Source organism: Streptomyces sp. JLYT201, assembly GCF_059448825.1.
This window is the reverse complement of record NZ_CM182551.1, coordinates 9,368,438-9,389,990: the sequence shown is the minus strand read 5'-3', so window position 1 is coordinate 9,389,990 and position 21,553 is coordinate 9,368,438. Positions and strand designations below refer to the sequence as shown.

Sequence of the window (21,553 nt, the reverse complement as noted above, 5' to 3'; positions counted from 1 at the left end):
CGGTTCAACGACGGAAGTACAGGCGCACGAGCGAGCCGTCCGGGCCGAGCCGATCGGTCATCAGATCGCTCAACTGCCGTACGACCCACAGGCCGTGCCCGCTCGCCGCGCGCGGGGCCGGTGGCAGATGGCCGGGGAACGCGGACACGCTCGGCAGGTGGCCGCAGCCGCCGTCGGCGATCTCGCAGACCAGGTACTCCGGCTCGCTCCACAGCCGCAGCACCCCGCGCCCGCCGCCGAAGCGGATGGCGTTGACCACGGTCTCGTGCACGGCGACGACCAGGTCCTGGACGCGGCCCTCCGCGAGCGCCCGGCCGCGCGCGAACTCGGCAGCGGCCGCGCGGGCCACGGCCGTCCGGCCCCGCTCGAAGGGAATCTCGGCGGCCTCGCGGAAGGCCGGGGCGGCCAGCGCGCGTTCGGCCTCGTCGCACTCGGCGCAGAAGTCGGCCGGAGCGGCGTAGCGGTCGTTGCGCAGCAGCGCGTCGTCGCCGACGGCGAACTCGGGGTGCGTGCGGCGGGCGGTCGTGATGACCTCTTCCGGCAGGGCCCGGGTGTCGTACGGACACAGGATCCAGTGGCCGGATTCGGCGAACGCGACGTTCAGGAGCGACTCGTAGCGCATCCACTCCTGGACCTCCAGGGCAGTGCGCCCCGTCCAGACGGGTTCGCCGATCACGCGGACGCGGCGGGCGCCGCCCTGCTCACGGGCGGTGCAGTACGCGTGGTACTGGCCGAGGGTGCGCGAGGGGTAGTGGTACCAGTCGAGGCAGTCGACGAACTCCACCTCGCGCGCCGCGCCGCCCAGCGCGTCCCGCAGCAGGTCGATGTTGCCGCCCGTGACGACGGCGAGGAGCGCGTCACCCGCCTCCAGACCCTCCCGCACGTATCCGAGGGTGCCCTCCAGGAATTCCTCGTCCGCGCCGTAGCACAGCGCCTGATGGACGAAGCCGGTTCGCGTCATCGCTCCTCATCCCCCCTGTCGACCTCCAGGCCGGGGACCGTGTCCCAGCCCGTGACCCGCATGACCCGGTGCACGTGCGGGGCGACCCCGGTGAGGAGGAGGCCGCCGCCCCCCGCGCGCAGCCGCAGGCCCGTGTGGACCAGCAGCCGCAGGGCTCCCACGTCGATGAACGACACGTCGCGCAGGCTGAGCCGGGCGCGGCCGTCGGCCCTGCCCGCGGTGCGCGCGGCCTCGCCGTGCAGGGCCCGCGCCACGGCGGTGACGTTGGTGTCGTCGACCTCCCCGGACAGCGCGAGGCCGGGCGGGGCGAACGTACGGGTGATGCTGAGCAGTTCGTCCTTCCAGACGTGGTCGGCCACGGCCCGGCCGTGGTGCAGCCCCTCCACGGGCGCCCACTCGTGGGCCTCGAAGACGCGACGGTCGTACTGACAGACCGCGAGCACGGGCAGGGCCTGGAAGACCGGGTCGAGCAGGCGCTCGGCGTCCTGGAGCTCCTTGAACGCGTCGTCACCGGGGCCCCGTACGACTTCGAGGGCGACGCGCAGCCCGAGGAAGCCGTCGGCCACGGCGTCCTCCGCCTCGCGGCGCACCCGCTCGTCGAGGTCCCACAGCGACTCCGGGGTGCCGAACCTGGGGTCGAACCGCAGCCCTCCCGCGCCCAACGCACGCTCCACGTCGGCCCCGTGGCCGCGCAGGAACCCGAGCGCCGCCTCGGGCGAAGCGGGCCCGGAGGTGAGGACGAGGCCCCGATGTCCGCTGGCCAGGCCGTCCAGGAGGAAGGCGGCGAGCGTCACCTCGCGCTCCTCCTCCGTGTCGTAGCCGAGGAGGAGGTGGTCACCGCACCTCATCTGCCCGACGGCTCTGAGCATCGGTTCCCTGTCCATCCGACCCACCCCCCTTGCACCTCACCCTCACCGCAACTACGCGGCGTGTCGGGACGGTTACACGCTACGCCGGAAACGGGGCCGCCGTAGCCGATATGGTGATCCACACCTCACAAGGGGAAGGTATGTCCGCCTCAGTGCGCAACGGCAACGTCCGCCTCGGCAATCTGCCCGTGGAACCCAACGCGTTCGTCGGCCGGAAGGACGAACTGACCCGCATCGACCAGCTGTTGGGACGCGAGCGCCTGGTGACCCTGACGGGCCCCGGCGGCGTGGGCAAGTCCCGGCTGGCGGTGCGTGCCGCCGCCGCGTCCCGGGGCCGCTTCCCCGGCGGCGTGTGGCTGGTCGAACTGTCCGCGCTCACCGATCCCGCACTCGTCGCCGTCGCGATCGCGCAGGCCCTGGGCCTCGCCGACGAGCCGGCCCGCCCCGCGCTCGCGGCCGTCGCCGGGCACCTGGGCGACAAGCCGGTGCTGTTGGTCCTGGACACGTGCGAACACCTGCTCCCCGCCTGCGGGCGCCTGGCCACCACCCTGCTCGCCCGCGCGCCGCGGCTGCGTGTCCTCGCGACCAGCAGACAGCCGCTCGCCGCGGGCGGCGAACACGTCCTCGCGGTCGAGCCCCTGCCAGTCTGCACCTCCGCGGCGGACGGGGGCACGGTGGGCGGGGACGCGGTGGCGCTCTTCGCGGCCCGGGCCGCCGCCGCGGCGCCCTCCTTCGCCCTCACCGCCGCCAACCGCCCCCAGGTCACCGCGGTCTGCGAGCGCCTGGACGGCATTCCGCTCGCCCTGGAACTGGCCGCGGCGCGCCTGCGCGACCTGCCCCTCGACCGGCTGCTCGCGGGCCTCGACGCCCGCTTCGAGCTGCTCACCGCGGCGGGTCCGGCGCGCCCCGCACGCCATCAGGCCCTGCGGACGGCCGTCGGCTGGAGCCACGAGCTGTGCACCCCGCTGGAGCGGCTGCTGTGGGCCAGGCTCTCGGTGTTCGCCGGGGGCTGGGACCTGGAGGCCGCCGAATTCGTCTGCCACGGCGGCCCGTTGGGCGCCGAACACGTCCTGGAGCACCTGGCGGGGCTCACCGAGAAGTCGATCGTGACGCAGGAGCCGGACGGGACCGGGCCGGGCTTCCGGATGCTCGACACCCTCCGCGAGTTCGGCGCCCGGTGGCTGGCCGAACTCGGCGAGGCCGACGACGTCCGCCGCCGCCACCGCGACTACTACCGCTGGCTCGTCCGGCGCGCCGAGGCCGAATGGCTCGGCCCCGGCCAGCGCGCCTGGTCCGACCACATGAGCACCGAGCACGCCAACCTCCGCCTCGCCCTCGACACCTGTCTGCGCGACCCCGACCCCACGCTCGCCCTCGAACTTGCGGGCACGCTCTGGTTCTTCTGGTTCGCCGCCGGTCACGCCGAGGAGGGCCGCGCCTACCTGGAGCGCGCCCTCGCCCGGGGCAGCGGCACGAGCGCCGAGCGCACCCTCGCCACCTGGGCGCACCGCCTCATCACCCTGACCCCGGACGACCTCGACGCCGCCGAGGAGGTCGCCGCCGGGTACGCGCGTCTCGCCGCGGCGCGCGGCCTGCCCCCGGCGGCGCGGATCCTGCCGCTGAACGGGGCCTCCCTGGCCGCGCGCGGCGAGTCCGCCCGCTCGGCCGTCCTGCACGGCCTGCCGGGTCCGGGGCCCGCGGGCGGCGGCGGTGCCGCCTTCTTCAAGCTGACCAGCCACGCCGTGCAGGCGTACCTCCTCGCCGGGCAGGGCGCTCCGGCCCGTGCCGTCAGGGCCGCCGAGCGGCTCAGCGCCGAGTGCGACAAGCACGGCGAGCTGTGGATGCGCGCGTGGGGCGACTACTACCTGGGCCTGGCCCGGCTCGGCCTCGGGGACACCGAGTCCGCGGCCGACTGCGCGCGGGCCGCCCTGGCCGCCAAGTGGCGCATCCGCGACCGCCTCGGGACCGCCGCGGCCGTCGATCTCCTGGTGTGCGTGGAGGCGGCCCGGGGGCGGCCCGAGCGTGCCGCGCGGCTGCTCGGGGCGGCCGCCGGGCTCTGGCGCCGGGTGGGGCTCGCGCGGTTCGGGGACGCCGAGGCCACCGTCGTCCAGCGGGAGCAGCGGCGCATGCTCCGCGGGGAGCTGGGCGACGCCCGGCTCGGCCGCCTCCTCGCCGAGGGCCTGGCCCTGGACACCCGCCAGACCGTGGAGTTCGCCCTCGCCGAGGTGCCGGAGGGCCCGTCCTGAGCGGGGCCCGGCGTGCGGCACCCCTGGTGCGGGCCCGCGTACGCCCCGGCTCGCGCGCACTCTCCCGCTCACCCGATCGAGCGACGGCCGTTCCCCTGACGGGCCGGTTGACCGGGCTGTACCGCCCCACCGTGCCACCGCCGGACTCGGCACGGTCCACGCAACCACGACCGCACACGACTGCCGAGGTGAGCAACCGCCATGAGTGAGCCATGGCAACGGGACATCCGGCGCCGCCGACCGGCGCTCGCCACGGCGCGCCACGCGGGGTGGTCCGCGCACAGCCGCGTCCTGGCCGGCCACACCGTCGTCGAACTCCGCGGTGAGATCGACCTGGACGCCGACACCGACCTCCGGCTCTATCTGGACGGGGTGACCTGCCGCCCGTTCGCCCGGGTCGTCGTCGACCTGCGCCCGGTGACGTTCATCGACTGCGTCGGCCTCTCCCTGCTCGTCCGGGCCCACCGTCGGGCGCGGGAGCGCGAGGGCAGGCTCCTGCTGGTCGGCTCCGACCCGCTGCTGCTGCGGATCCTGCGCGCCACCGGTCTCGACCGGCCGCTGCCGGCCCACCCCACCCTCGGCCACGCGCTGGCCGCGGGCGACGCGCCACCGCCCGCCGTCGAGGACGTCCTGGCCCTCGCCGCGGACGGCGACCCGTCCGTGGTGCCCCAGGGGCACGGCGGCACGTCTCGGGGCCCGCTCGCGTGAGCCCGCGCGGTGCGGGCCGAACCGCCCGCACCACATCACCCGGGCGTCACCTCCGTCACTCCTGAAATCGCACAAGGAGCCGCCGTGATTCCCGGGAATAAGACGGTACAAGAAAAGGCTTTCGCCGCTACACTCGCTCATCGGGATATCCGGCTTCGGGGGATTTCGGGGGGCGATCACGCATGGCCGATGATCCACATTCACAAGATTCAGCCGCACGGCACGGACGCCGTCGCCCATGGCACCGGGAAGTCCAGCCGGAGGCCGCGGAAGCCATCGTCGGAGTTCTGCAGCTCCTCGGCGATGTCGCGATCAAAATCGCGCAAGTGCCGCGCCCGTTGCAGCTGAAGAAGCTCACCTTCGACGAGGTCGTCCGCTATTTCGTGGAGGAGCGTCCGGACGTGCCCCAGGTGCACCACGGCGCCCTCCTCACCCGGCAGGGACTTTCCTACGGATTCCCCTGTCTCCAGTTGTTCGTCGACCGGGACAACCACCCTTGCCTGCGCCCCTCCGGGGAGCCGTACGGCAGGTTCATGGTGGCGAGGGAGCTGGACGGTGAACTCCTGGGGATGTTCGGCGGGCGGGAACTCATCATCTTCGAGTAGCGCCACGGCCGGGAGTGGGGCAGTGCGGGAGGAATCGATGGGGAAATGGGCGGCCGTGGCCGCCGGATTGGCCGTCGCGGTGCCGTTGGCCGTCGCGACGTTCCGCGCGCGCAGGAAGAGGAACCGGCTGGACACAAAGGTCGATCAAGCAGAACTGAACCGGTGGTTCCGGCGCCATCGCTGATACCGCGGCGGCCACGCACGACGAGTCCGCAACCACATCCGAGCAACAGTGGAAGAAAAACGAACACTATCGGGGGGAAAGACACCAATGGATCCACTCTCCCTCATCGCCGCGATCGCCTTCTTCGGCTATATCGCGGTGGTGATCGTCTCCATCACCGTGGAAATCATCACGGAATGGTTCCGGGCGCGCGGCAAGATCAAGGCGGACAACGCCAACGCGATCGCCTTCTCGCTCGCCGAGCGCATCGCCAACAAGGACTACGCGAAGGTCGGCGGGGTGTTCGACAAGACCCCGACGACCGCGTCCACGCGCATCGTGCAGGGCTTCTTCGACGAGCGGACCGGCCGGGTGCTCCAGGCACGGGCGCTCGCCAGCGCCCGCCAGCCCGACGCCGCCGTGGTGCGCCACCACGCGGCGGGCCGCGGCCTCGTCGTCTACACCTGAGGGGCAGCGGTGGAACCCATCAGCCTCCTCCTGCTCCTGATGGCGGGAGGCTTCGCCGCCGGGGCCGTCCTCGCCCTGGTGACCTGGGACATGGTGAACAGCTGGATCTCCGCGCGGGCCGTGCGGGGCGGCTACGCGGAGATCCTGTCCGAGCGCCTCACCACCGGCGACTACCACGTCGTCGGCGGCATCTTCAGCCCGTACGGCGTCCGGACGCCGACCCAGGTCTGGGACGCCCACGCCATCGACCCCGAACTCGCCCGCAGGCTCCGCACGTCGAGGGGTGTGATCCGTGTCCAGACATGAGCGCGGCCTCGACGGGCACGGCACGGACAACGGCTCCTGGTCCGCGCCCCGCCTCTTCCTGAGCGGTTTCCCCGCGGACCTGCCGGACCGGGAACTGGTGAAGTTCCGGGTGCGGCTCTTCGCCATGCTCGGCGAGATCATCGACCACTACCGGCCCGGCCCCTTCGTCCTGAGCGCCGGATACGGCACACTGCCTCCGCGGCCCGGCCACGAACCCACGCCGTGGCCCGCGCAGGAGGAGCCGCAGCCCCCGTCCTTCTCGACGGTCGAGCCGCTGTACACCTTCGACCAGCTGGTCCTGCCCGAGGAGACCGTCAGCAGGCTGCTCGACTGCGTGTCGCTCGTGGAGGTGGCCCCGCTCGTCTTCGACACCTGGAACCTGCGGTCGATCGAGCCCCACCCGTCCACGGCGGTCAACTTCCGGGGCCCGCCCGGCACCGGCAAGACCATGGCCGCGCACGCCGTCGCGCACCGGCTCGGCCGGCGCATCCTGTCCTGCCGCCTCTCGGACCTGGAGAGCAAGTACCACGGCGAGGGGCCCAAGAACCTCGCCGCGCTGTTCGCCACGGCCAAGGAGCAGAACGCGGTGCTCTTCGTCGACGAGGCCGAGTCGCTGCTCTCGCGCCGGTTCGCCCAGCCCCAGCAGGCCGCCGAGAGCGCCATCAACTCCATGCGGACCGAACTCCTCATGGCCCTCGACACCTTCCAGGGCCTGGTGATCTTCGCGAGCAACCTGCCGCACAGCTATGACGCGGCCGTCGAGTCCCGGCTGCTGCACGTCGACTTCGCCCTGCCCGACCACGCGGCCCGGCGCCGGATCTGGCAGACCCATCTGCCCGCCGAACTGCCGGTGCACGAGGACGTGTCGCCGGACGACCTGGCCGACGTCGGCGACGTCTCCGGCAGGGACATCAAGCTGGCGGTCATCCTCGCGGCGGTCGGCACGGCCCGCCGCCGTGAAGCCGCCGTCACGCGGGAGACACTGCTCACCGCCCTCAAGGAACAGCGCACTCCTCCGCCCTCGTCCGCGGTCCCGGACGAGTCGGGGGCCGAACTCTCCGAACTCTCCGACGAGGGCAAGGAGTCGGTGGCCGCCCAGCTGCGCCGACGCCTCGCCGACGCCAAGGGCGACAGCGACAGCGACACGGACGCCCCGGCCTGAGCCGTGCCGTGCAGCGCCCCGTGCGGACGGCGGTCCGCGGGCCAGGCCGGGCCCGCGGGCTCAGCCGTTGTCCTCCTCGGGGTCGTCCGGGCTGAGGGAGGGAGCCAGGTACAGCAGACGGTTGGGCGAGCCCGGGCTGACCGTGAGGACGTCCGGCGTGGCCGCGTCGATGATCCGCTGCTTGAGGACCGCCGGGGTGCTGTCCGCGTCGTCGTCCAGGGCGAGCAGGACGGCCCCGGTGGCGTGGGGCGCGGCGAAGGACGTGCCGCTGACCGTGGCGGATCCGCCGCCCATCTTCGCGGCGAGCACCTGGTGCCCGGGGGCGTAGAGGCTCACGCAGCGGCCGTAGTTGCTGGTGGACGACTGGATGTCGCTGCGCGTGCTGTTGCCGACGGCCAGGACGCTCGACGCGCGCGCGGGCGAGCGGGTGCAGGCGCTGCGGCCCTGGTTGCCCGCGGCGGCGACGGTCAGGATGCCGTGGTCCTTCGCGAGGTTGTCGACGGCCTTATCGATGGTGGGGAACAGCGGCGAGCTCAGTGAGGAGTTCACCACGGCCGCCGGGACCGCGTTCTTCGCGATCCACTCGTACCCGGAGAGCAGTCCCTCGCTGGTGCCCCTGTTCTCGCAGTTGAGGACCCGCACCGACACCAGCTTGGCCTTGCGCGCGACCCCGAAGGCGGCCCCGCCCGCGAGGGAGGCGACGCTGGTGCCGTGGCCGTAGCAGTCCTCGCCGTCGCCGCCGAAGGCGTCGAAGCCGAGCGTCGCCCGGCCCTCGAACGCGGCGTGGTCGAAGTCGATGCCGCTGTCGAGGATGTACGCGGTCGTGCCCTCGCCGTCCTCGCCGGGTGTGAAGGTGCCGTCGAGCGGCAGCTGACGCTGGTCGATGCGGTCCAGGCCCCATGACTCCGTGGTCTCCCGGTGGCGGCGCCAGGTCGTGCTGCGCGGGCCGGAGATGACCCCGACCTCTTCCACCGCCACCACGCCCGGAAGCCGCCGTACGGTGCTCAGCTGTCGCGGGGTCAGATCGGCGGAGAAGCCGTTGAGCACCGCGCGGAAGGTCTGGCGCACCGGCAGGCGCCACTGCTCCGCCGCGCGGTCGGACGGCACGCTCTTGGCCAGGGTGACGATGTACCGGCCCGGCAGGGCGTGGGCCGCCTCGTGGACGGGTGCGGGCGCCCGCTCCCCGGCCGTCGCGCCGGGGGCGGCGACGAGACCGGCCGTGAGGGCGGCGGTGGCGGCGACGGTGACGGCGCGCCGAGGTGGTCGGGGCATGGGGTGCTCCAGGTGAGGGTGGGGGCTGGTGCGTACCGCGCGGCCGGCAGGCCGCTCTGTATCTCTCACCGCGCCGCGCTCGCGTGTACCCGTCCGTCCCCCCGATGGCGCACGCCCCCTCGGTCCGCCGGGCCCCGGCCCGCGGTAGGAGCCCGTACGGTCTGCACGCCCCCCTCGGTCCGCCGACCCCGGCCCGCGGTGGGAGTCCGTACGGCCAGGAGCGGGATCCGGCCTTGCTGACGCGAGTCGTCGGCGGTGCGGTCGCGCGCGCCGGCGCGGGGGCGGCGGGCGTCCCCGGCGCCCGTACGGCCGACGATCGCGACCGCGCCGCCGCCCGGGGCGGCGCACGCGTCGGCCCCCGCAGCCGGACCGCCCCGTTCCGCGCGGCCGGAACCCGGCTCCCCCGCCCCCAGCCCCCTTCTCGCCACGGACATCCCCTCGTACGTTCCCCTCGACTCGACGGACGGCCCGACCCTCCGGAGGTGGCGATGCCCGCGGTGCCCGGTGCGTCAGGTCCGCTGTCGCGGCGCGGGCTGCTGCGCGCCGGTGGTGCCGGGGCGCTCGTGACGGCGGGTGGGGCGGTGTCGGGCTGCGCGGCGGGGGCCGGCGGCGGGGTCGGCCCCGACGGGCGCGTCACCATCCAGCTGTGGCACGGGCAGACCGAGATCGCCGCGAAGGTCATCAAGGGCCTGGTCGCCGACTTCGAGCGCGGCCATCCGGACATCCGCGTGGACATGGGCGGCGGCGTCATCTCCGACGCGATGCTCCAGAAGGTCACCGCGGCCCTGGCCGCCGGTTCTTACCCCGACATCGCCTACGTCTTCGGCTCCGACCTGGCCAGCGTGGCCCGCAGCCCGAAGGTCGTCGACCTGACCGGCCACGTCCGGCGGGCCCCGACGCCGTGGCGCGACTACTGGGCGGCGGCCCGCGACGCCGTCACCGTCAACGGCCGGGTCCGGGCGGTGCCCGCGCTCCTGGACTGCCTGGGCGTGATCTGCAACAAGAAGGTGTTCGCCGCGGCCGGGCTCGGCCTGCCCGAGGCGGGCTGGACCTGGCAGGAGTTCGTCGACACCGCGCGCCGCCTCACCGACGCGGGCGAGGGACGGTTCGGCACCAGCTGGCCCGGCACGGGAGACGAGGACACCGTGTGGCGGCTGTGGCCGCTGGTGTGGGACCTGGGCGGCGACGTGATCGCCGACGACGGGCGGAGCATCGGCTTCGCCACGGCGGGCGTGCGCGCCCTGGAGGTCGTACGGGACCTGGCGCGCGACCGGAGCGTCTACCTCGACCCCAAGCCGGGCAGCGAGCAGATGTACCAGGTCTTCCTGTCCGGGCGGATGGGCATGGTGATCACCGGGCCCTGGCAGCTGCCGGACCTCCGGCAGGCCGGCCTCGACTACCACGTGGTCCCGCTGCCCACCTTCAGCCGCAGGCCCGTGACCATCTCGGGCCCCGACACCTGGGTGCTCTTCGACAACGGCGAGGCCCGCGCACGGGCCGCGCGGACCTTCGTCACCTGGCTGGTCCAGCCCGCCCAGGACAGCCGGTGGGACGTGCGGGCGGGCAGCCTGCCGCTGAGCCGCCGCAGCGAGGCGCGCCCGGCCTGGCGCGAGCACGCCGCCGACACGCCCGGCCTCGCCGTGTTCACCGAGGCGCTCACCGCCGCGCGCGTACGCCCCGTGCATCCCGCCTACCCCCGCGTCTCGCGCGCCCTGGGGCAGGCCATCGTGTCCGTGCTGCTCGGCCGCGCCAGTCCCGCCGACGCGGTGCGCTCCTGCGCCGACGAGTCCAACGCAGCCCTGCTGATACCGCGTTGAGGACGTGACATGCCCCCGCATCCCCCACCGCTGACGCTCCCTCCGGACCGGTCGGGGGCGCGTGCCCGGCGCCGTCGGCGCCGCCGCGAGTCCGCCACCGCCTGGGTGTTCGTCTCCCCCGCCGTGCTCGTCGTCCTCGGTCTGAGCGTCGTGCCCGTCGTCTGGTCGCTGCTGCTGTCCTTCCAGGCCGACGACCTCGTCACGCCGAGCCGCTGGGTGGGCCTGGACAACTACCGCGCCCTGCGCCGGGATCCGAACTTCCACGAGGCCGTGCGGAACACCGTGGTGTACACCGTCCTCTACGTGCCGCTGAGCATCGCCCTCGGGCTCGCGCTCGCCCTCGTCCTCAACCGGCGCATCCGCTGCGCGGGCCTGTACCGCACCCTGTTCTTCGTGCCGTTCGTCATCTCCGCCACGGCACAGGGCGTGCTGTTCTCCTTCATCCTCGACCCGGAGTTCGGCGCGGCCAACTCCGTGCTGCACCGCCTGGGCGTCTCCTCGCAGGGGTTCCTCACCGACCCCTCGCAGGCGCTGTTCGTCCTGGTCGCCATCACCCTGTGGAGCGGCACGGGCCTGTGCACCGTCATCTATCTGGCCGCGCTCCAGGACGTACCGCAGTCGCTGATCGAGGCCGCCCGGCTCGACGGGGCGGGGCCGCTGCACCTGCTGCGGCACGTGACGCTGCCCGCGCTCGCGCCGGTGAGCCTGTTCCTGCTGCTGTGGCAGACCATCCAGGCCCTCCAGGTCTTCGACCTGGTGTACGTGACCACCAAGGGCGGCCCGCTCGGCTCCACCACCGTCATCGTCTACTTCGTCTGGGAGCAGGCCTTCAAGGAGTTCACCGCGGGGTACGGCGCCGCTGCCGCCTACGTCCTCGCCGTGGCGCTGCTCGTCGTCGCGGTCGCGCTGCGGGCGGTACGCGGCCGCGCGCGGCTCCCGCGGCCGCGGCGCACGAAGGCGGCCGCCTCATGACCGTGACCACGGGCCGCCCGTCCCGCGCCCGGCCCCGTCCGGCCCCGGCGCCCGCCCGGCGGCGCGGTCCACGGCTCCCGTTCAGCCCCTGGCACCTGGTGCTCGCGCCGCTGGCCGCGCTGTTCGCGGTGCCTCTGGTGTGGCTGGTGCTCAGCTCGGTGATGAGCAACGCCGAGATCAACCGCTTCCCGCCCGCCCTGTGGCCGTCCGGGATCGACCTGGGCGGATACCGCTACGTCCTCGGCAACGCCCTGTTCCCGCGGTGGCTGCTGAACTCGGCGATCGTCTCGGCCGCCGCGGTGGCCTCGAACCTCGTCTGCGGCGCGCTCGGCGGTTACGCCTTCGCCCGGATGCGGTTCGCCGGTTCGCGGCTGCTCCTCGTGCTGATGCTGGCGACGATGGCGGTCCCGTTCCAGCTGACGATGATCCCCACCTTCCTGGTGATGAAGTGGCTCGGCCTGATCGACACCCTCGGCGCGCTGATCGTGCCGTCGCTGGTCACGCCGTTCGCGGTGTTCCTGTTCCGGCAGTTCTTCCTGTCCCTGCCGCGGGAGCTGGAGGAGGCCGCCTGGATCGACGGCTGCTCACGCCTGCGGGTGCTGTGGTCCATCGTGCTGCCCCTGGCCCGGCCCGCCTTCGCCACCGTCGCCGTACTGACCTTCCTGACCACGTGGAACGACCTGACCTGGCCGCTGGTCGCCATCAACCACGACACCCAGTACACGCTCCAGCTCGGCCTGACCACCTTCCAGGGGCAGCACCACACGCAGTGGTCCGCGGTGATGGCGGGCAACGTGATCACGGTCCTGCCGGTGCTGCTCGCCTTCCTCCTCGCCCAGAAGACGTTCATCCGCTCGATCACCTCCAGCGGCATCAAGGGCTGACCTCCCGGCCCCGACCCAACGCCACCAGCATCGGAGTGACCACCCCATGACTCATCCCAGGATCGCCTTCATCGGGGCGGGCAGCGTGGAATTCACCCAGGGCCTGCTCGCCGACCTCTTCGCCTTCCCCGAGCTGAAGAGCGCCCATGTCGCCCTGCACGACATCGACGCCGAGCGGCTCGCCACCGCCGAGGCCGCCGCCCGCCACATCGCCGGGGTGCGCGGCGCCGACGCCCGCGTCACGGCCCACCCCGACCGCCGCGCGTCCCTGGACGGCGCCGACTTCGTCATCAACACCGTGCAGATCGGCATGGCCGAGGCGACCCGCACCGACTTCGCCGTCCCCGCCCGCTACGGCCTGCGCCAGACCATCGGCGACACGCTCGGCATCGGCGGCGTCTTCCGCGCCCTGCGGACCTTCCCGTTCCTCAAGGGCCTCGGCGAGGACATCGCCGCGCTGTGCCCCGACGCCTGGCTGCTCAACTACACCAACCCCATGGCGATGAACGTCCAGTACGTCACCCGGGCCACCGGCCTGACCCGGGTCGTCGGCCTGTGCCACTCCGTGTACTGGACCCTGCGGGACCTGGCCGAGCTCCTCGACGTCCCGTACGACGAGATCATGTACCGGGCCGCGGGCGTCAACCACCAGGCGTGGGTGCTGCGCTTCGAGCACGAGGGCCGCGACCTCTATCCCCGCCTCGACGAACTGATCGCCCGGGACCCGCAGTTGCGGCGCCGGGTCCGCATGGACATGTACCGGCGCCTCGGCTACTACCCGACCGAGACCAGCGAGCACTCGTCCGAGTACGTCCCCTGGTATCTGCGCCACGACAGCGAGGTCGAGCGGCTGCGGCTCCCGGTCGGCGTCTACCTCGACATGGTCGACGAGAACGTCGCCACGTACCACCGGACCCGGGACGCCCTCGCCGAGGGGACGCCGCTCACCGTCGAGGGCACCATGGAGTACGCGCCGCAGGTCATCCACAGCGTGGTCACCGGCACCCCGCGCACCATCTACGGCAACGTGCCCAACCACGGCCTGATCGACAACCTCCCGGCTCACGGCGTCGTCGAGGTGCCCTGCCTCGTCGACGCGTCCGGCGTCCAGCCCACCCGCGCCGGATCCCTCCCCCCGCAGCTCGCCGCCCTCAACCGCACCTACCTCAGCATGAACGAGCTGGTCGTCCGCGCCGCCCTGGACGACGAGCCCCGCCACATCCGGCACGCGGCGATGACCGACCCGGCCACGGCCGCCACCTTGACCGTGCGCGAGATCTGGCGCCTGTGCGACGACATGGTCCGGGCCCACGGGGACCTGCTCCAGCCGTCCCTGCGCGCACTCCTCCCCGACCCGGCCGACGGCTGACCGCCCCGCCCGCGCCTCCGTGCCGCTCGGTTTCCTCAGGGTGCATCGCTGCGGGATCCCGCCCTTCCCGGATCCCGGCCCTTTAGGATTCCACCGTTCCGCCGCACAGCCAGGAGGTGCCGATGTCCGCACCGGAGAAGCCCCGCCTGCTGGTCTCCTTCGACCAGTACCTGCCGTACGTGTCCTCCGAGCAGACCGGAGCACTGTGGAAACTGGCGGAGGGACAACGGCAGCTCGACGCCAACCTGATCAGACTGCCTCCGTCGGGCGGCGTGGCGGCCCACGTGGAGCACTCCCTGGACGTCCTGCTCGTCGTGGTCGCGGGCGACGGCCGCCTCGACGGCGACACCGAGCAGCTCGCGCTCGCCGCCGGGTCCGTGGCCTGGCTGCCGCGCTCGTCCCGGCGCGGGCTCAGCGCCGGGGCCCACGGCCTGGTGTATCTGACCGTGCACGCGCGCCGCCCCGGCCTGAGCGTCGCCGGCACCGCGCCCGGGGCCGTCGCCGCGCGGGAGGGCGGCGAGGCGCCGTGCTCCCTGGACCGGGTCTGCCCGGAGTGCGGCAGGATGCGCGCCGAGACCGGGGCGCCCTTCTGCGCGTGGTGCGGCGAGCGGGTGGCTGACGCGAACGACGGCTGACCTCCGCCCTGGCCGATCGCTGGTCGAACAGGGCTCCGCCGCCGACGGTCCGCAGACTGAGGCTCCGTACGCGGTACGCGGCCTGCGTACGGGTGAGTTCCCACAGGTCCAGGCGCACGGTCGACCAGGTGCGCGGGGGCGCGGGGAAGGTGACCTGGGCCAGGACCGCGGCGTCCGGCCAGGTGGGGGAACCGGCGAGAACCAGCACCGCGGGGGCGTTCCAGGCGAGGCCGAGCCGCAGGCCCATGGCGGTCGTGGCGGGGCCCGTCGCCTTCCAGGCGAACTGGAAGTACCGGTACTGGCCCGGCTCGGGGTGCTCCGCGATCTCGAAGTCCCACTCGGGGAGCACATGGCCGAACGGCGCGAAGTACTGCGGGTGCGCGTCGGCCGCCGAGACGCCGTCGTTGACGTCCAGGCGTACGCAGGTGCCTCCTTCGGGGCGGGCGTCGCCCCGCTGGAAGGTGAGCCCGCCGTGGACGAGCGTGCGCAGGTCGCTCTCCCGGTCGTCGAAGAGGGTCGCCCGGTTCTGCCGGTCGATGACGTCCCGGTGCGAGTTGCCCAAGGCCTCGCCGTGGAAGGCCAGTTCGCCCATGCGGAGGTTGCCGGCGGGTCAGGCTCCGCCGCCGGTGGCGACGGACCGGAACCAGGAGGCCATCAGCGGCTCGGTGAACAGGTGCGTGTGCACCGCCCTGTCGGACAGCAGCATCGGGCCGTCGGCCCAGCGCGCGTGTCCCACCACTGGAGCCGGACGTCGCGCAGCGACGTCGTGGTCGGTGTCGGGCAGGGCGAGGACGCGGGTGCCGGTCCTGTTGCCGTTCGGGTCGTAAATCTGCACCTCTCGGCCGCCGGTCAGGACGGCCTGGAGACGGCCCTGTGGGGGACCGTCTCCGGGCGTGGTCGCGCGGCCCCTGGGGTCAGGGGGTCGGAGCGGGGCCGGCCGGGCAGGTGGTGTCGCGCGTCGGCAGCTTGCCCGTGAGCAGATAGCGGCTGCCGTGCTTGTCCACGCAGGAGTTGGCGTCGAACAGGAACTGGCCGTGGTTGCCGCCGCCCGCGACGACCAGGCGCGAGCCCTTCAGGGCCGCGTGCATCCGGCGCGCCCCGGCCAGCGGCGTCGCCGCGTCGTCCTTGGCCTGGAGGAGCAGCGGGGGCGGCACCCGCACGGACCCGATCTTCACCGGGGTGACGGGCTTGGCCTTCCAGAAGGCGCACGGGGCGCTGTACCAGGTGTTCAACCAGCCGAACAGCGGCGCCTTGCGGGCCGAGGCGCGGGTGTCCGTGCGCCAGGTCTTCCAGTCCCGGGGCCAGGGGTCGTCCACGCAGGAGTAGGCGAGCATGGCCGGGTCGACGCCGCCGACGGCGAGCTGGTCGGTGGCCGCGAGCAGCGCGCCCGTGTCGCCGCGCCGGTAGTCGGACACGGCCCGTGCCAGTTCGCCCCACATCAGGTCGGTGTACATGCCGGAGGCCAGCAGGTCGTCGAGCTCGGCGCTCCCGGCCCGGCCCCCGGCCGGGCGGGCGGTCAGCTTCTTGCGAGCCGCTTCCCAGGCCGCGGCCACCTTCGCGCGGGTGGTGCCCAGGTGGTAGGTGCGGTCGTGCTCGGCGGTCCAGGCGAAGAACTGCTCGGCCCGGTGCTGCAACGCCGTGTTCTGCTGGAACTGGGACGCGTAGGAGCTCGCCGTCGGGTCCATCACGCTGTCCAGGACCATCCGGCCGGTGCGCTGCGGAAAGAGCGTCGCGTACGTGGCGCCGAGGCGGGTCCCGTACGAGTAACCGAGGTAGTCGAGCTTCGACTTGCCGAGCGCGGCCCGGATGCGGTCCATGTCCCGGACGGCGTTCTCGGTGGTCATGTGCGGCAGCAGGTCGCCGGAGTGCTTCTGGCACTGCTCGGCGACCTTGCGGGCGACGGTCAGGCGCTTCTTCTCCTCGCCCGCGTCGCGGGGCGTGTACGGGAGCGCCGGGTGCTTGGTGAGCTTGCTCGTGTCGCCGCAGGAGACGGGGGTGCTGGCGCCGACGCCGCGCGGGTCGAAGCTGACGACGTTGTACTTCTCCGCGACCCTCTGGGGCAGCGAGCTCCACACCAGCTTGGCGACGCCGATGCCGGACTCGCCGGGGCCGCCCGGGTTGACCACGAGGGTGCGCGGGGCGTTGCCCGCGCCCGCGATGGACAGCGTCAGCTTGATCTGGCGGCCGTTCGGCTTCTTGTAGTCCAGCGGCACCTTGAGCGTGGAGCAGTAGGTGCCGCGCGGCGCTTCGGTCCCGGCGGGGCAGGTGCCCCAGCGCGGTCCGGCCGCCGGGGCCGCGGCCTGTGCCGTCGCGGGCATCCCCACGGCGAGCAGGCTCAGGGCCCCGGCGACGGCGGCGGTGCCGCCGACGATGCGCTTCGGTCTCATGTGCTGTCTTCCCGTCACTTCGATGGCTCTCGGCAGGGAGGACGGCGGAAACGCAGACCAGGTTTCCCAGGGGGCCCATGAGACGCGTACCGGCCCGGGTGGGTCCGGGACCGAGGGGACGGTTCCCGAACCCGCGCCGGGCCGGTGTCGGGTGAGGCCGGGTCAGATCGTGGTCAGGTGACCCGGGGCGGGCAGGCGGGTGGCCCACATCGGTTCGTGCACCTCGGCCAGGGTCGTGAAGACCAGGGCGACGGCGAGCGCGCCCGGGTCCGGGACGCCGAGGGCGTGGTCGCCGACGTAGCTGGCGCGGCCGCGCCGGGGCCGCAGCGACGCGGTCGAGAGGGCGCCGCGGATCGCGGCCTGTGCCGCGGTGGTCAGCGGGGCCTCCGCGAGCTCACCCGTGGGCTCCCCGGCCGACGCGGCGGCGAGGGACTCGGCGGCGGGGACCAGCGCGTCGACGAGCGTGCAGTCGCCGACGCGCGCGCCGCCCACGCGGTTGATGGCCGCGCTCGCGGCGGCCGTGGCCTCGGCCAGTGCCGCGACGGAGGGCGCCTGCCCGTCGCCGGGCTCGGCGGAGGCCAGGTCCTTGAAGAACAGCCCGAAGAGCGGTCCGCTCGTACCGCCGACGTCGTTGAGGAACGCCTCGGCGAGCGCGGCCGTGCCCTCGATGCCCGTCTCGTCGGCCAGCCGCACCGCGCGCCGCACGCCCCCGGAGAGGTTGTCCCCGAAGTCGCCGTCGCCGACGAGCTGGTCGAGCTTGGTGAGGTTGTCGCGGACCTGCGCCACGACCTCGGCGTACCGGTCGAGCACGATCCGGCCACCCGCCGTACCCGGTGTCGCGGCGGGCGCGGGGGCCTGCGCCGCAGGGGCCGTCGCCGGGGCGGCCGAGGTGCCCGCGGGGCGTACGGTCCGGGGCAGCGTGAGCGGGGTCTCGGTCGGTGCCGTCCACAGGTCGACCCAGCCCTCGTCGAGGCGGGTGAGGGTGAGCGAGAACCCGGCCATGTCGAGGGCGGCGGTGTACGTACCGGCGATGGTGACGGCCGGGCGCAGGCCGCGCTCGGTGAGCCGGTCGTGCAGCAGCGAGCTGACGGCGTGCAGTTCGAGCTCGGTGGTGGCGCCGAGGCCGTTCACGAGCGCGAGGACCTCGTCGGAGCCTTCGGGCAGTGCGTCGATCAGGTCGTCGGTCATCCGCCGCACCAGGTCGTCGACGGGGGGCCGGGCGATGGTGCGGATGCCGCGCTCGCCGTGGATGCCGACGCCGTAGTCGAGCACGCCGGGCTCCAGCGTGAAGGCGGGAGCGGTCGTCGTGGGCGAGGTCTGGGCGCGGGCGGCCACGGCGACGCTGCGCGACTGCGCCACGACGCGGGTGCCGAGCTCCTGGAGCTCCTGGAGGGACGCGCCCCGGTCGGCGGCGGCGCCGAGCAGCTTCTCCACGACCACCGTCGCCGCCGTGCCCCGGCGGCCCGTCGCGCTGTCGGCGCTGTCGGTGGCGAGGTCGTCGTCGACCAGGACGGTCGCGACCGGGATGCCGTCGTGCCGCAGGCGCTCCGCCGCGATCTGGAAGTTGATCACGTCGCCCGTGTAGTTCTTGACGATCAGCAGCACGCCCGCGCTCTTGGCGACGGCCGCGCTCGCCTCGTAGATCTGCCGGTTGTGCGGCGAGGCGAACACCTCGCCGGGGCAGACCGCGTCCAGGCCGCCGCGTCCGAGGAGGCCGGTGTGCAGCGGCTCGTGCCCGGAGCCGCCGCCGGACACCAGGGCGACGCGACGGCCGGGGTCCGCGGCGCGGGCCCGCAGGTACAGCGGGGCGCTGTTGACCTCGACGATGCCGGGGTGGGCCAGGGCGAGACCGCGCGCGGCGGTCAGCACGGGGGCGGATTCCGGCAGGAAGTAGCTCATCGGTCGGTTCTCCGTAGGTCGGCTCGGGTCGGCCCCGACGTCGGCGTCGGCTCGGGCGTCGGCAAGGTGTCGGCAGCTGGGTCGGCATCGGCGAGGGCTCGGCTTCGCACGGCCGGAGCCGGTGCGGCCACCGCACAGCCCCGTGCGCCGACCCACGCCCCGCTCCGGACGTGCGCCCACCCTGGCCGCCGGACGGCGTCCAAGGCCGGAACTTCATAGTGCCGGAACCTGCACGTTCCGGTCCGGTCCACGCCGTGCGATCCTGCCACCAGCACCGAAGGGGCTCCGAGGCGCACGCCGTGCCGGAAAACCCCTGATCAGCCCCACCTTCTTTGCGAGATCTTTACCATGACGAACGCCCGCCGCGAGGACCTCGGCCGCATGCTCCGCACCTGGCGCAGGGCGCGGGGTCCCGCACCGGCGCTCGGTTCCCTGCCCGCGCGCGGGCACCGCACCTACCTCACGCAGCTCGACATGGCGTTGCAGCTCGGCGTCTCCGAGCGCTGGTACCGGGCGCTGGAGAAGGGCGAGGACCGCCGGTACAGCCGCGAGATGATCGCCGGGGTCTGCCGGATCCTCGACCTCGCCCCGCAGCAGGCCGCCGCCCTCCACCGGGGCACCGGACACGAGCCCCCCGAGCCCGGCCGCGGCCGCGCCCCCGACCCGGCGCTCGTCCAGCTCATGCGCCAGCAGCGGTACGTCAGCTACCTCTGCGACCAGGCCTGGGACGTGATCGAGGCCAACGTGGTCGCCGCCCGCCACTGCCCCTGGCTCGCCCGCCCCGGCGCCAACGTCATGACCTGGGCGTTCTCCCCCGAGGCCCGCTATCAGCTCCGCGACTGGGAGGACCGCTGGGCCCTCTCCTTGCTCACCCGGCTCCGCCTGGCCTGGCAGCGCCGACCGGATGACGCGCGTCTCGACGAGGTCGTCCGCGAGGTGCGGGCGCAGCCGGGCGTCGCGGCCCTCTGGGACTCCCCCGCGTCCGCCGCCCCGGACCCGCTGCCGGGCGACGACGTACGCCCGATGTTCTTCCCGCTGGTCGCTCCCGACCCCGTCGACGTGCGGATCCTGGCCTGTGGCCCGTACGACGACGCGACGGTCCGCTGGCACCTGGTGATGCCGGTGGACCCGAGGCTCGTGTTTCCCTGAGCACAGGGGCGCGGCGGCGAGCACGGGAGCACGGCGGCGAGCACTGCGGCACGGCAGCGAGCACTGCGGCACGGCGGCTGATCAATAGACCCACCAGCGCGCATATCGGCACATCCACACAGTCCCGTGCGGCCGAAACCCCACCCCGCCTGATAGGTTAGGGTCACCTTAGTTTACGGTTGCCGTCGAGTCAGTCGTCACCGCTCGAAGGGAACCTGAGCATGCACCGCCCCCTGCGGGTAGCCATCGTCGGAGCCGGACCCGCTGGGATCTACGCCGCCGACGCCCTGCTGAAGTCCGACGTGGCCGCCGAGCCCGGCGTGTCCATCGACCTCTTCGAGCGGATGCCCGCCCCGTTCGGCCTGATCCGTTACGGCGTGGCCCCCGACCACCCGCGGATCAAGGGCATCATCACGGCCCTGCACCAGGTGCTCGACAAGCCGCAGATCCGCCTCTTCGGCAACGTCGACTACCCGCGCGACATCAGCCTGGACGACCTGCGCGCCTTCTACGACGCGGTCATCTTCTCCACCGGCGCCACGGCCGACCGCGCCCTCGACATCCCGGGCATCCAGCTCGACGGCTCGTACGGCGCGGCGGACTTCGTCTCCTGGTACGACGGTCACCCGGACGTCCCGCGGACCTGGCCGCTGTACGCGGAGAAGGTCGCCGTCCTCGGCGTCGGCAACGTCGCCCTCGACGTGGCGCGCGTGCTGGCCAAGACCGCGGCGGAACTCCTGCCCACGGAGATCCCGCCGAACGTCCACGAGGGCCTCAAGGCCAACAGGGCCCGGGAGATCCACGTGTTCGGCCGTCGCGGTCCCGCGCAGGCCAAGTTCAGCCCGATGGAGCTGCGGGAGCTGGACCACTCCCCCACCATCGAGGTCATCGTGGACCCCGAGGACATCGACTACGACGACGGCTCCATCGCGACCCGCCGCGGCAACAAGCAGGCCGACATGGTCGCCAAGACCCTGGAGAACTGGGCGATCCGCGACGTCGGCGACCGTCCGCACAAGCTCTTCCTGCACTTCTTCGAGTCGCCGTCCGAGATCCTCGGCGAGGACGGCAAGGTCGTCGGCCTGCGCACCGAGCGCACCGAGCTGGACGGCACCGGCAACGTCAAGGGCACCGGCACCTTCAAGGACTGGGACGTCACCGCGGTGTACCGCGCCGTGGGCTATCTGTCCGACGCGCTGCCCAAGCTCCCCTGGGACGTCGAGTCCGGCACGGTGCCGGACGAGGGCGGCCGGGTGATCGAGGAGTCCGGGGCGCACCTGACGTCCACGTACGTCACGGGCTGGATCCGCCGCGGCCCCGTCGGCCTCATCGGTCACACCAAGGGCGACGCCAACGAGACGGTCGCCAACCTCCTGGACGACCACGCGCACGGCCGCCTTCCGGAGCCCGCCTCGCCCGCTCCGGAGGCCGTGGACGCCTTCCTCACCGAGCGGAACGTCCGCTTCACCACGTGGGACGGCTGGTACCGCCTCGACGCCGCCGAGAAGGCGCTCGGCGAGCCGCAGGGCCGCGAGCGCGTGAAGATCGTCGAGCGTGAGGACATGCTCCGGGAGAGCGGGGCCTGACGCCGAGCCGCACCGCCTCGACCGGCCTTCGCACACCACCCCGACCGGCCGTCGCACCACCCCGACCGGCCGTCGCTCCCCCGCGACGGCCGGTC

At 73.5% G+C, this 21,553-nt stretch carries 19 protein-coding genes; 13 read left to right on the top strand and 6 right to left on the bottom strand.

Annotated features, from left to right (window positions below; genetic code table 11):
- Positions 1-4 precede the first annotated feature (4 nt).
- Positions 5-961, bottom strand: a complete 957-nt coding sequence (locus AC5WAM_RS39365) for an anti-sigma factor RsbA family regulatory protein (protein ID WP_495520586.1) — start codon at positions 959-961, stop codon at positions 5-7.
- Positions 958-1,845 (bottom strand): MEDS domain-containing protein, encoded by an 888-nt coding sequence (locus AC5WAM_RS39360; RefSeq protein WP_495520585.1) that lies wholly within the window; start codon positions 1,843-1,845, stop codon positions 958-960. Before AC5WAM_RS39360 ends, AC5WAM_RS39365 begins: the two co-directional genes overlap by 4 nt.
- Before the next feature lie 125 nt (positions 1,846-1,970).
- On the opposite strand from AC5WAM_RS39360, the gene AC5WAM_RS39355 reads away from it, so the two are divergent.
- The 6 genes from AC5WAM_RS39355 to AC5WAM_RS39330 all read left to right on the top strand — a co-directional run bounded on the left by AC5WAM_RS39355 (position 1,971) and on the right by AC5WAM_RS39330 (position 7,488).
- Entirely contained in the window at positions 1,971-4,076 is a 2,106-nt protein-coding gene (locus AC5WAM_RS39355; protein WP_495520584.1) for an ATP-binding protein, read from the top strand.
- A 201-nt stretch (positions 4,077-4,277) separates the two neighbouring features.
- The gene (locus tag AC5WAM_RS39350) at positions 4,278-4,784 is read left to right on the top strand and encodes an STAS domain-containing protein (protein WP_495520583.1); all 507 of its coding nucleotides are present in this window, start codon (positions 4,278-4,280) and stop codon (positions 4,782-4,784) included.
- A 326-nt stretch (positions 4,785-5,110) separates the two neighbouring features.
- Positions 5,111-5,389 carry a hypothetical protein gene (locus tag AC5WAM_RS39345; RefSeq protein WP_366792859.1) on the top strand — a complete coding sequence of 93 codons (279 nt, stop codon included), beginning with the start codon at positions 5,111-5,113 and terminating at the stop codon, positions 5,387-5,389.
- A 271-nt stretch (positions 5,390-5,660) separates the two neighbouring features.
- Positions 5,661-6,020: a hypothetical protein gene (locus AC5WAM_RS39340; protein WP_366792858.1), complete on the top strand. Its 360-nt coding sequence runs from the start codon at positions 5,661-5,663 to the stop codon at positions 6,018-6,020.
- A gap of 9 nt (positions 6,021-6,029) precedes the next feature.
- Positions 6,030-6,326, top strand: a complete 297-nt coding sequence (locus tag AC5WAM_RS39335; RefSeq protein ID WP_495520582.1) for a hypothetical protein — start codon at positions 6,030-6,032, stop codon at positions 6,324-6,326.
- Positions 6,313-7,488 carry an ATP-binding protein gene (locus AC5WAM_RS39330; RefSeq protein ID WP_495520581.1) on the top strand — a complete coding sequence of 392 codons (1,176 nt, stop codon included), beginning with the start codon at positions 6,313-6,315 and terminating at the stop codon, positions 7,486-7,488. Before AC5WAM_RS39335 ends, AC5WAM_RS39330 begins: the two co-directional genes overlap by 14 nt.
- Positions 7,489-7,548: 60 nt before the next feature.
- Here the strand turns inward: AC5WAM_RS39330 and AC5WAM_RS39325 are convergent, their stop codons facing one another.
- Entirely contained in the window at positions 7,549-8,760 is a 1,212-nt protein-coding gene (locus AC5WAM_RS39325; protein WP_495520580.1) for a S8 family peptidase, read from the bottom strand.
- A 488-nt stretch (positions 8,761-9,248) separates the two neighbouring features.
- On the opposite strand from AC5WAM_RS39325, the gene AC5WAM_RS39320 reads away from it, so the two are divergent.
- From AC5WAM_RS39320 to AC5WAM_RS39300, 5 genes are all read left to right on the top strand, one after another.
- Positions 9,249-10,577 carry an ABC transporter substrate-binding protein gene (locus AC5WAM_RS39320; protein ID WP_495523750.1) on the top strand — a complete coding sequence of 443 codons (1,329 nt, stop codon included), beginning with the start codon at positions 9,249-9,251 and terminating at the stop codon, positions 10,575-10,577.
- 9 nt (positions 10,578-10,586) lie between these two features.
- On the top strand, positions 10,587-11,549 hold the full coding sequence (locus AC5WAM_RS39315; protein ID WP_366792854.1) for a carbohydrate ABC transporter permease: 963 nt from the start codon (positions 10,587-10,589) through the stop codon (positions 11,547-11,549).
- Positions 11,546-12,433 (top strand): carbohydrate ABC transporter permease, encoded by an 888-nt coding sequence (locus AC5WAM_RS39310; RefSeq protein ID WP_366792853.1) that lies wholly within the window; start codon positions 11,546-11,548, stop codon positions 12,431-12,433. Before AC5WAM_RS39315 ends, AC5WAM_RS39310 begins: the two co-directional genes overlap by 4 nt.
- Before the next feature lie 46 nt (positions 12,434-12,479).
- A complete protein-coding gene (locus AC5WAM_RS39305) occupies positions 12,480-13,802 on the top strand; it encodes an alpha-glucosidase/alpha-galactosidase (protein ID WP_495520579.1) in 1,323 nt (440 codons plus the stop codon).
- Between the two features lie 122 nt (positions 13,803-13,924).
- Positions 13,925-14,437 (top strand): cupin domain-containing protein, encoded by a 513-nt coding sequence (locus tag AC5WAM_RS39300; protein WP_495520578.1) that lies wholly within the window; start codon positions 13,925-13,927, stop codon positions 14,435-14,437.
- 610 nt (positions 14,438-15,047) lie between these two features.
- On the opposite strand, the gene AC5WAM_RS39295 is transcribed toward AC5WAM_RS39300, so the two are convergent.
- The 3 genes from AC5WAM_RS39295 to AC5WAM_RS39285 form a co-directional block, all read right to left on the bottom strand.
- Complete coding sequence (locus AC5WAM_RS39295; RefSeq protein ID WP_495520577.1) at positions 15,048-15,272, bottom strand: hypothetical protein; 225 nt, start codon at positions 15,270-15,272, stop codon at positions 15,048-15,050.
- A gap of 79 nt (positions 15,273-15,351) precedes the next feature.
- Positions 15,352-16,824: an alpha/beta hydrolase gene (locus AC5WAM_RS39290; protein WP_495520576.1), complete on the bottom strand. Its 1,473-nt coding sequence runs from the start codon at positions 16,822-16,824 to the stop codon at positions 15,352-15,354.
- Positions 16,825-16,986: 162 nt separating this feature from the next.
- Complete coding sequence (locus tag AC5WAM_RS39285; RefSeq protein ID WP_495520575.1) at positions 16,987-18,723, bottom strand: dihydroxyacetone kinase family protein; 1,737 nt, start codon at positions 18,721-18,723, stop codon at positions 16,987-16,989.
- 348 nt (positions 18,724-19,071) lie between these two features.
- Here AC5WAM_RS39285 and AC5WAM_RS39280 point away from each other — a divergent pair, with 348 nt between their 5' ends.
- The gene (locus AC5WAM_RS39280; RefSeq protein ID WP_495520574.1) at positions 19,072-19,872 is read left to right on the top strand and encodes a helix-turn-helix domain-containing protein; all 801 of its coding nucleotides are present in this window, start codon (positions 19,072-19,074) and stop codon (positions 19,870-19,872) included.
- Between the two features lie 221 nt (positions 19,873-20,093).
- Positions 20,094-21,458 carry an FAD-dependent oxidoreductase gene (locus tag AC5WAM_RS39275; RefSeq protein WP_495520573.1) on the top strand — a complete coding sequence of 455 codons (1,365 nt, stop codon included), beginning with the start codon at positions 20,094-20,096 and terminating at the stop codon, positions 21,456-21,458.
- The last annotated feature ends 95 nt before the right edge of the window (positions 21,459-21,553 follow it).

What these genes read in the sequence shown, in the direction of transcription:
- AC5WAM_RS39365 (WP_495520586.1), bottom strand. Translation starts at nt 961, where the DNA reads ATGACGCGAACCGGCTTCGTCCATCAGGCGCTGTGCTACGGCGCGGAC.
- AC5WAM_RS39360 (WP_495520585.1), bottom strand. Translation starts at nt 1,845, where the DNA reads ATGGACAGGGAACCGATGCTCAGAGCCGTCGGGCAGATGAGGTGCGGT.
- AC5WAM_RS39355 (WP_495520584.1), top strand. Translation starts at nt 1,971, where the DNA reads ATGTCCGCCTCAGTGCGCAACGGCAACGTCCGCCTCGGCAATCTGCCC.
- AC5WAM_RS39350 (WP_495520583.1), top strand. Translation starts at nt 4,278, where the DNA reads ATGAGTGAGCCATGGCAACGGGACATCCGGCGCCGCCGACCGGCGCTC.
- AC5WAM_RS39340 (WP_366792858.1), top strand. Translation starts at nt 5,661, where the DNA reads ATGGATCCACTCTCCCTCATCGCCGCGATCGCCTTCTTCGGCTATATC.
- AC5WAM_RS39325 (WP_495520580.1), bottom strand. Translation starts at nt 8,760, where the DNA reads ATGCCCCGACCACCTCGGCGCGCCGTCACCGTCGCCGCCACCGCCGCC.
- AC5WAM_RS39320 (WP_495523750.1), top strand. Translation starts at nt 9,249, where the DNA reads ATGCCCGCGGTGCCCGGTGCGTCAGGTCCGCTGTCGCGGCGCGGGCTG.
- AC5WAM_RS39315 (WP_366792854.1), top strand. Translation starts at nt 10,587, where the DNA reads ATGCCCCCGCATCCCCCACCGCTGACGCTCCCTCCGGACCGGTCGGGG.
- AC5WAM_RS39310 (WP_366792853.1), top strand. Translation starts at nt 11,546, where the DNA reads ATGACCGTGACCACGGGCCGCCCGTCCCGCGCCCGGCCCCGTCCGGCC.
- AC5WAM_RS39305 (WP_495520579.1), top strand. Translation starts at nt 12,480, where the DNA reads ATGACTCATCCCAGGATCGCCTTCATCGGGGCGGGCAGCGTGGAATTC.
- AC5WAM_RS39300 (WP_495520578.1), top strand. Translation starts at nt 13,925, where the DNA reads ATGTCCGCACCGGAGAAGCCCCGCCTGCTGGTCTCCTTCGACCAGTAC.
- AC5WAM_RS39290 (WP_495520576.1), bottom strand. Translation starts at nt 16,824, where the DNA reads ATGAGACCGAAGCGCATCGTCGGCGGCACCGCCGCCGTCGCCGGGGCC.
- AC5WAM_RS39285 (WP_495520575.1), bottom strand. Translation starts at nt 18,723, where the DNA reads ATGAGCTACTTCCTGCCGGAATCCGCCCCCGTGCTGACCGCCGCGCGC.
- AC5WAM_RS39280 (WP_495520574.1), top strand. Translation starts at nt 19,072, where the DNA reads ATGACGAACGCCCGCCGCGAGGACCTCGGCCGCATGCTCCGCACCTGG.
- AC5WAM_RS39275 (WP_495520573.1), top strand. Translation starts at nt 20,094, where the DNA reads ATGCACCGCCCCCTGCGGGTAGCCATCGTCGGAGCCGGACCCGCTGGG.